Here is a 6,323-nt window from a genome sequence, read left to right on the forward strand (position 1 = left end):
GTAGAGATTGTGATACCGCGCTCACGCTCTTCTGGAGCGTTATCGATAGATGCGAAGTCTTTCGCTTCACCGCCGTAAACTTTAGCAAGAGTAGTACAGATAGCTGCAGTTAGAGTTGTTTTACCGTGGTCAACGTGGCCGATAGTACCAACGTTTACGTGCGGTTTTACACGTTCAAATTTTGCTTTAGACATGAGTGGTCCCTCTAGGTACGGATTTTGGTGGCCCAGTTTGACCACGCAACCAAAAAAAAGATTATTGGTAAATCTAATATCAAAAGGAAATAAACTTTAGAGCTGGTGCTGATAGGCAGACTCGAACTGCCGACCTCATCCTTACCAAGGATGCGCTCTACCACCTGAGCTATATCAGCACTCAAATTAGAGTGGAGCGGGCAGCGGGAATCGAACCCGCATCATCAGCTTGGAAGGCTGAGGTAATAGCCATTATACGATGCCCGCAACACGTAACTCTGAGAGCTATTTCCTAAAGAATATGGTGGAGGGGGACGGATTCGAACCATCGAAGGCAGTGCCGGCAGATTTACAGTCTGCTCCCTTTGGCCACTCGGGAACCCCTCCAAAATTTCTAGCCATTCTCACTACTCGTTGTTTCGTTAAGAAACAGGAGAGAATGGTGCCGACTACCGGAATCGAACTGGTGACCTACTGATTACAAGTCAGTTGCTCTACCTACTGAGCTAAGTCGGCATAAGTGGTGCGCATTCTATTGAATGATTTTCTAGGTTGCAATAGGAATTTAAAAAAAAATCATAAATTTCGATTTTTTGCATTCGTTTGCTGCAAAAACGTACAAACTTCGCTTTTTTAAAGCAAACTTCGACCTCTGTCGCTTGCTTTAAAGTGCGCTTGATGTATGTTCATGCTCTCAATGAAACCAAGGATGAAAGAGCCCCATGAGTCCATTTTTGTCATTTGACCGTGCCAACTGGGCAGATTTAAGAAACTCTGTGCCAATGACACTTTCTGAAGAAGACTTAATTGCACTTCAGGGCATAAATGAAAATCTTACCATGGAGGAGGCAGTAGAAATCTACCTGCCATTGTCTCGCCTATTAAATTTGTATGTACAGGCTCGCCAGAGTCGTAATACGGTTCTTCAACAATTTTTGAATACTGAAGAACATGCCCCTCCCTTTGTGATTGGAATCGCCGGGAGTGTAGCGGTAGGCAAAAGCACAACAGCTCGTATTCTAAAAGCGCTGCTTTCCCGCTGGGAAAATCACCCTAAAGTATCTTTGGTTACGACGGATGGCTTTTTGTATCCCAAGAAAATCTTGGAAGAAAAAGGCATCATGCATCGCAAGGGTTTCCCTGAGTCCTACGACATCAAACGCTTAGTTGAGTTTATGTCTGATGTAAAAGCCGGGAAGCCGGATCTTGAAGTTCCTGTCTACTCGCATATTACTTATGACATTACCGACGAACTCAAGAAAGTCGACAGGCCTGATGTTCTGATCATTGAAGGGTTAAACGTATTACAGAGCGGTATGGATTATCCCCACGATCCTCATCGCGTGTTTGTTTCAGACTTTTTGGATTTCTCTATTTACGTCGATGCGGAATCTGACACCATTGAACAATGGTATGTGGAAAGATTTTTGAAGTTCCGCCGGGGGGCTTTTACCAAACCAGGCTCTTATTTTAGTCACTATACTCAGCTGTCGACGGAAGAAGCGAAAAGTAAAGCAAGAGAAATCTGGCAGAGTATTAATGGGCTCAACTTAGAGCATAATATTCTTCCTACCCGAGAAAGAGCCCATTTGATCTTACATAAAGGGGTTAATCACCTCGTAGACAAAGTATCTCTACGAAAGTAAGGGGATAACTCAATCCCCTTTTCTCAAAGAAATTTCACCGCCAATGTAAGTTTCTAATCCATTGTCAGTCTCAAGCACCACACCACCTTGCTGATCGATACCTTGAACAATCCCCTTCACTTCTCTGGCTCCCATTATGAGTTTGACCGGGCGTCCAATGAAGTTATCCAGACGATTCCAGCGTTCGACAAAGCCTGCAAGTCCCATCATTTCGTAATCGAGCAGTATCGTCTTCCAATGCTCAATTAGCGTCAAAGCAAGCTGTGTTCTATCTAAGCGGAGATCAGCACACACTTGATTTAACGTCGTCCAGGGCTGGTCAATATCAGGCTGTTTATCTGGCATACCAATGTTTAGACCCATTCCTATTACGAGATTAGCTGCACCACCGGCTTGGCCTGACATTTCTACCAGAATGCCTGCGAGCTTTTTATCTTGATAATAGAGATCGTTTGGCCACTTGAGCTTAACGCCCTGGATGCCCATCTCTTCTAATGCTTCAACCGCAGCGATACCAATAACGAGACTCAAGCCCATTGCTGCGGCCATCCCCGCATCAAGACGCCAGTACATAGACAAATATAAGTTGGAACCAAACGGAGAAACCCATTGGCGACCACGACGGCCACGCCCGCTAGCTTGGTACTCAGCGACACAAACACGGCCTTTTTCGGATTCATTCACCCGCTCTAACAAGTACTGGTTGGTGGAATCAATCACTGGGATTAACTCCAGTTTTGGCTCGGAGTTATCCGTGAGTCTCGTCTCGTCTAACAATTGCATGGGATGAGCCAATTGATAACCACGTCCTTGAATACGGTATATATCCACACCCCATTCACTCAGACCTTTAATATGCTTAGCAATGGCGGCTCTTGAGATACCAAGGTCATGACCTAGGGCTTCACCTGAATGGAACTCGCCATCACTGAGTGTTTTCAAGATATGCAGTTTTGTTGCATGCTCTTTTCTCATTGCGCAGCCTCTATCTCAGCAAGATTAGTTTCACCACCACGATTGATAAACCGAACTTCATGCTCGAGCTCTATCTGGTATTTATTCCATACCGTCTGCTTAACGAGAGATGCCAGAGCCAGTACATCTTGCGCACTACAGTTGTCCACGTTAGTTAGCACTAATGCTTGCAAAGGGTTAACTTGCGCGCCATTAACAGAGATCCCTTTAAGACCACATTGATCAATGAGCCAGCCCGCAGCCACTTTCATTCCATTTTCTGTAGGGTACGCCACCAGGTCATGATGCGCCTTAACCAGTCGATCATAATGATCTTGCGAGATCACAGGGTTCTTAAAAAAGCTGCCTGCATTACCCACTTTCGCAGGATCAGGCAATTTTTCTTGGCGAACCTGGCAAACACGTTCAAATATGGATGCTGGACTTAACTGTTCGGTAGGAATACTTTGCAAGGGACCGTATTGGTTGATCGGTTTCCATTCTTTGTTCAGCTTAAGTCCAACAGCGGAAATAAAACATTCACCATACAAAGCATGCTTAAAGATAGAGTCACGATAACCAAATTCGCACTCATCTGCGTTCATGCGTCGCGATTCAAATGTTGTGAGATCTAAGATATCCACGTAGTCACAAACATCTTTCAATTCTAATCCGTAAGCACCAATGTTTTGGATGGGCGCAGAGCCTGCACAACCAGGGATGAGCGCTAGGTTTTCTATGCCACCTAAGCCTCGCTCAACACACCAGGAAACTAATTCAGGCCAATCCTCACCACCTTCGATATGTAGCAAGTAATGCTCGTCAGTCTCTTCAACTACTTTGCCAAGCAGTCTATTTACGATAACCAGACCTTCGTAATGCTCAGTGAACAGCACATTACTTCCTTTGCCCAGGAACAGCTTAGGTAAGCTTTTGAAAGCAGGTTCCTGAAAAAGTTGAATAACATCGTCAACAGACCCAACGACGGCTAAATACGAACATGTCTGTTCGATACCAAAAGTGTGATAAGCCTTAAGGCTCGCATTTGTTTTAATTTGCATAGTGGTTTGCAACGCCAGATAAGATTCTCTTAAACTGTCAACATTCTACCTTAGAACTCTTTTAACCGCAGTGACAATACCTAACTCATTAATCATAGAAGTGTTAAATCCGATCAAGCTTCCTCTCATTAAGAGGTTGTATAAAGCACACTATCCCTCAGGGCGAGCGAAAAGAGATGAATTGATCATCACAGCAAGTCATGATGGATCTATCGTAGCTCTACTGCGTATGAAGAGCGTGGAAAACCATCGATTATTAACTGGGATGCTTGTTGTTCCTGAATATAGGGGAACTGGTGTAGGGAATGCGTTACTGACTCACTGCGAAAACAAAGTTTTCACCGATGGTGATTATTGCTTTGCGTTTATGCACTTAGAGACTTATTACTCTCAACATGGTTTTAAGACCATCGATAGCTCAGAACTCCCAAACTCATTGAAAATGGCCTTTCAGCGCTACGTTGATAGCGGTAAAGATCTCATTCCAATGCAATTCATCCCATCCTAGACTTCAAACCGCGTGCTTTTGTAGCCAGATAAATAATATCTTTGATAAAATATCAGGTTCGCAATATTGCACTAAATAAAGGTACTCACACCGATATGATAGTAAGTAGGAATCCATTCGAACAGTTGCCAAGCCTCGCAGTAAATCCTGAGGACTTTGACGTTCTGTATTCTGCACAAGAATTCAGGGCTCGCCTTCTGGATGCGATAAGCAAAGCAACGTCACGAATTTACCTAGTCGCTCTATATCTGGAAGATGACGAGGCTGGACGTGAAATACTCACAGCACTTTACGAGGCGAAGCAACGTAATCCAGGGCTGGACATCAATATCTGTGTAGATTGGCACCGAGCACAACGCGGTTTGATTGGTGCAGAAACCTCTGAAGGTAACTCAGCTCTGTATAAGGCATTCGCGCAAAAGTACCAACACCGAATTCCTGTATATGGCATTCCCGTACGTGGTCGAGAAGTCTTTGGTGTTCTGCATTTGAAAGGCTTCATTGTCGATGACACTGTTATTTACAGCGGAGCAAGCTTAAATAATGTCTATCTGAACTATCATGGCCGTTATCGCTTTGATCGCTACCATGTCATTCGCAATGAATCTCTCGCAGACTCAATGGCGCAATTTATTCAGAATGAGATGATCGCTCATCCTGCAGTCAATGACCTTGCTAACCAATACAAGCCAGAAACAAAAGAAATCAAATCGGCTATTCGCCAATTACGCGCTTCACTATCTCAAGCAAGTTACCAGTTTGAAAGTCAGGCAGAAACCGAAGAAGACGTAAAAGTCACGCCACTGGTTGGTTTAGGTAAACGACGTAATATATTGAATCAACAGATAGTAAAGTTACTCGCGGCGGCTCAAAATGAAATCTTCATCTGTACTCCGTACTTCAACTTTCCTAAAGCGATTCACCGTGAAGTGAAACGTGCCATGAAGCGTGGTGTGAAAGTCACTATCGTGGTCGGTGATAAGATAGCCAATGATTTCTATATCTCTCCTGAAGAAGACTTTAAAACCATTGGTGGCTTACCTTATCTTTATGAAGTGAACCTTCGTCGCTTCGCTAAAGCAAATGAAGCCAACATAGCAGCACGAAAACTATCGATTCACTTATGGAAGCACGACAATAACAGCTTCCACCTAAAAGGTATTTGGGTCGATAAACGATACATGCTACTGACAGGTAATAACTTGAATCCGCGAGCGTGGTCACTTGACCTAGAGAATGGCTTATTGATTCAAGATAACTACGCTCAGCTCACCGATAAGTTCGAGGAAGAAGTTTCACGAATCCTAGAGCACACTCACTTAATCTGCACTTACAGACAGCTAGAAAAAGTCGAAGATTATCCGTTCGGTGTACAAAAGCTGGTAAGAAAAATTACTCGCTTGAAAGCCGATGGAGTATTAAAACGCATTCTGTAATCTTGCGGCTTCAAACATAATCGATCAACGCCCAACTACTGTTGGGCGTTTTTATTTCTAATGCATTGCTAATAGGTTTTTGGCGGCTTATTACTTGAAGCTAAGAGCTATACATGAACTCGAATCTAGGTCGGCTCTTCTCTTAATGGTTCAACGCTTACGAACTGACATGTGACTTCTTAAAGCTAATGGCATACAAGTTGGAGAGTTCACGATTATTCACATTAGTAAATATGCGAAGAAGTAAAACAGCTGCCTATAGCATGAGAGGCGGGGAGATAATCTAGAACGTTAGAAAGAAGCCTGTTTGTTTTAGCGAGGTTTCTTAAACGGTCAAATAGCTGGGCATGCGTACAACTGGATTCGCACATAAGCCTGACTCGATTTCCCTAAAAGGGAGTTATGTGCCATAAACGACAAAAGCCTAGTCTTTCGACTAGGCTTTCTAATAAGTGGCGGAGTGGACGGGACTCGAACCCGCGACCCCCGGCGTGACAGGCCGGTATTCTAACCAACTGAACTAC

General features: G+C 44.0%; 6 protein-coding genes and 4 tRNA genes. 3 read left to right on the forward strand and 7 right to left on the reverse strand.

Annotated elements, in window-relative coordinates; translation table 11 throughout:
- The 5 genes from V1U08_RS22770 to V1U08_RS22790 form a co-directional block, all read right to left on the reverse strand.
- Positions 1–194 (reverse strand): GTP-binding protein (locus V1U08_RS22770; protein ID WP_330471446.1); only part of this gene is annotated, 194 nt, incomplete at its 3' end.
- 103 nt (positions 195–297) lie between these two features.
- A tRNA-Thr gene (locus V1U08_RS22775) sits at positions 298–373 on the reverse strand.
- Between the two features lie 13 nt (positions 374–386).
- A tRNA-Gly gene (locus tag V1U08_RS22780) sits at positions 387–461 on the reverse strand.
- A gap of 35 nt (positions 462–496) precedes the next feature.
- Positions 497–581 (reverse strand) — tRNA-Tyr (locus V1U08_RS22785).
- Positions 582–634: 53 nt separating this feature from the next.
- Positions 635–710, reverse strand: a tRNA-Thr gene (locus tag V1U08_RS22790).
- Positions 711–916: 206 nt separating this feature from the next.
- Here V1U08_RS22790 and coaA point away from each other — a divergent pair.
- Positions 917–1,840: a type I pantothenate kinase gene (gene coaA / locus V1U08_RS22795; RefSeq protein ID WP_330471467.1), complete on the forward strand. Its 924-nt coding sequence runs from the start codon at positions 917–919 to the stop codon at positions 1,838–1,840.
- Positions 1,841–1,849: 9 nt separating this feature from the next.
- Here the strand turns inward: coaA and birA are convergent, their stop codons facing one another.
- Positions 1,850–2,815, reverse strand: a complete 966-nt coding sequence (birA, locus tag V1U08_RS22800; RefSeq protein WP_330471468.1) for a bifunctional biotin--[acetyl-CoA-carboxylase] ligase/biotin operon repressor BirA — start codon at positions 2,813–2,815, stop codon at positions 1,850–1,852.
- On the reverse strand, positions 2,812–3,855 hold the full coding sequence (murB, locus tag V1U08_RS22805; protein WP_330471469.1) for a UDP-N-acetylmuramate dehydrogenase: 1,044 nt from the start codon (positions 3,853–3,855) through the stop codon (positions 2,812–2,814). The genes birA and murB overlap by 4 nt, the downstream gene beginning before the upstream one ends.
- Before the next feature lie 100 nt (positions 3,856–3,955).
- Between murB and V1U08_RS22810 the strand changes: the two genes are divergently transcribed.
- Together V1U08_RS22810 and pssA are read left to right on the forward strand one after the other, a co-directional pair.
- Positions 3,956–4,363 carry a GNAT family N-acetyltransferase gene (locus tag V1U08_RS22810; protein ID WP_330471470.1) on the forward strand — a complete coding sequence of 136 codons (408 nt, stop codon included), beginning with the start codon at positions 3,956–3,958 and terminating at the stop codon, positions 4,361–4,363.
- Positions 4,364–4,458: 95 nt separating this feature from the next.
- Positions 4,459–5,799, forward strand: coding sequence for a CDP-diacylglycerol--serine O-phosphatidyltransferase (gene pssA, locus V1U08_RS22815; protein ID WP_065300344.1), 1,341 nt, complete (start codon positions 4,459–4,461; stop codon positions 5,797–5,799).
- The last annotated feature ends 524 nt before the right edge of the window (positions 5,800–6,323 follow it).

This window comes from Vibrio sp. YYF0003, assembly GCF_036350715.1.
In the GTDB taxonomy this organism is placed as follows: domain Bacteria; phylum Pseudomonadota; class Gammaproteobacteria; order Enterobacterales; family Vibrionaceae; genus Vibrio; species Vibrio natriegens.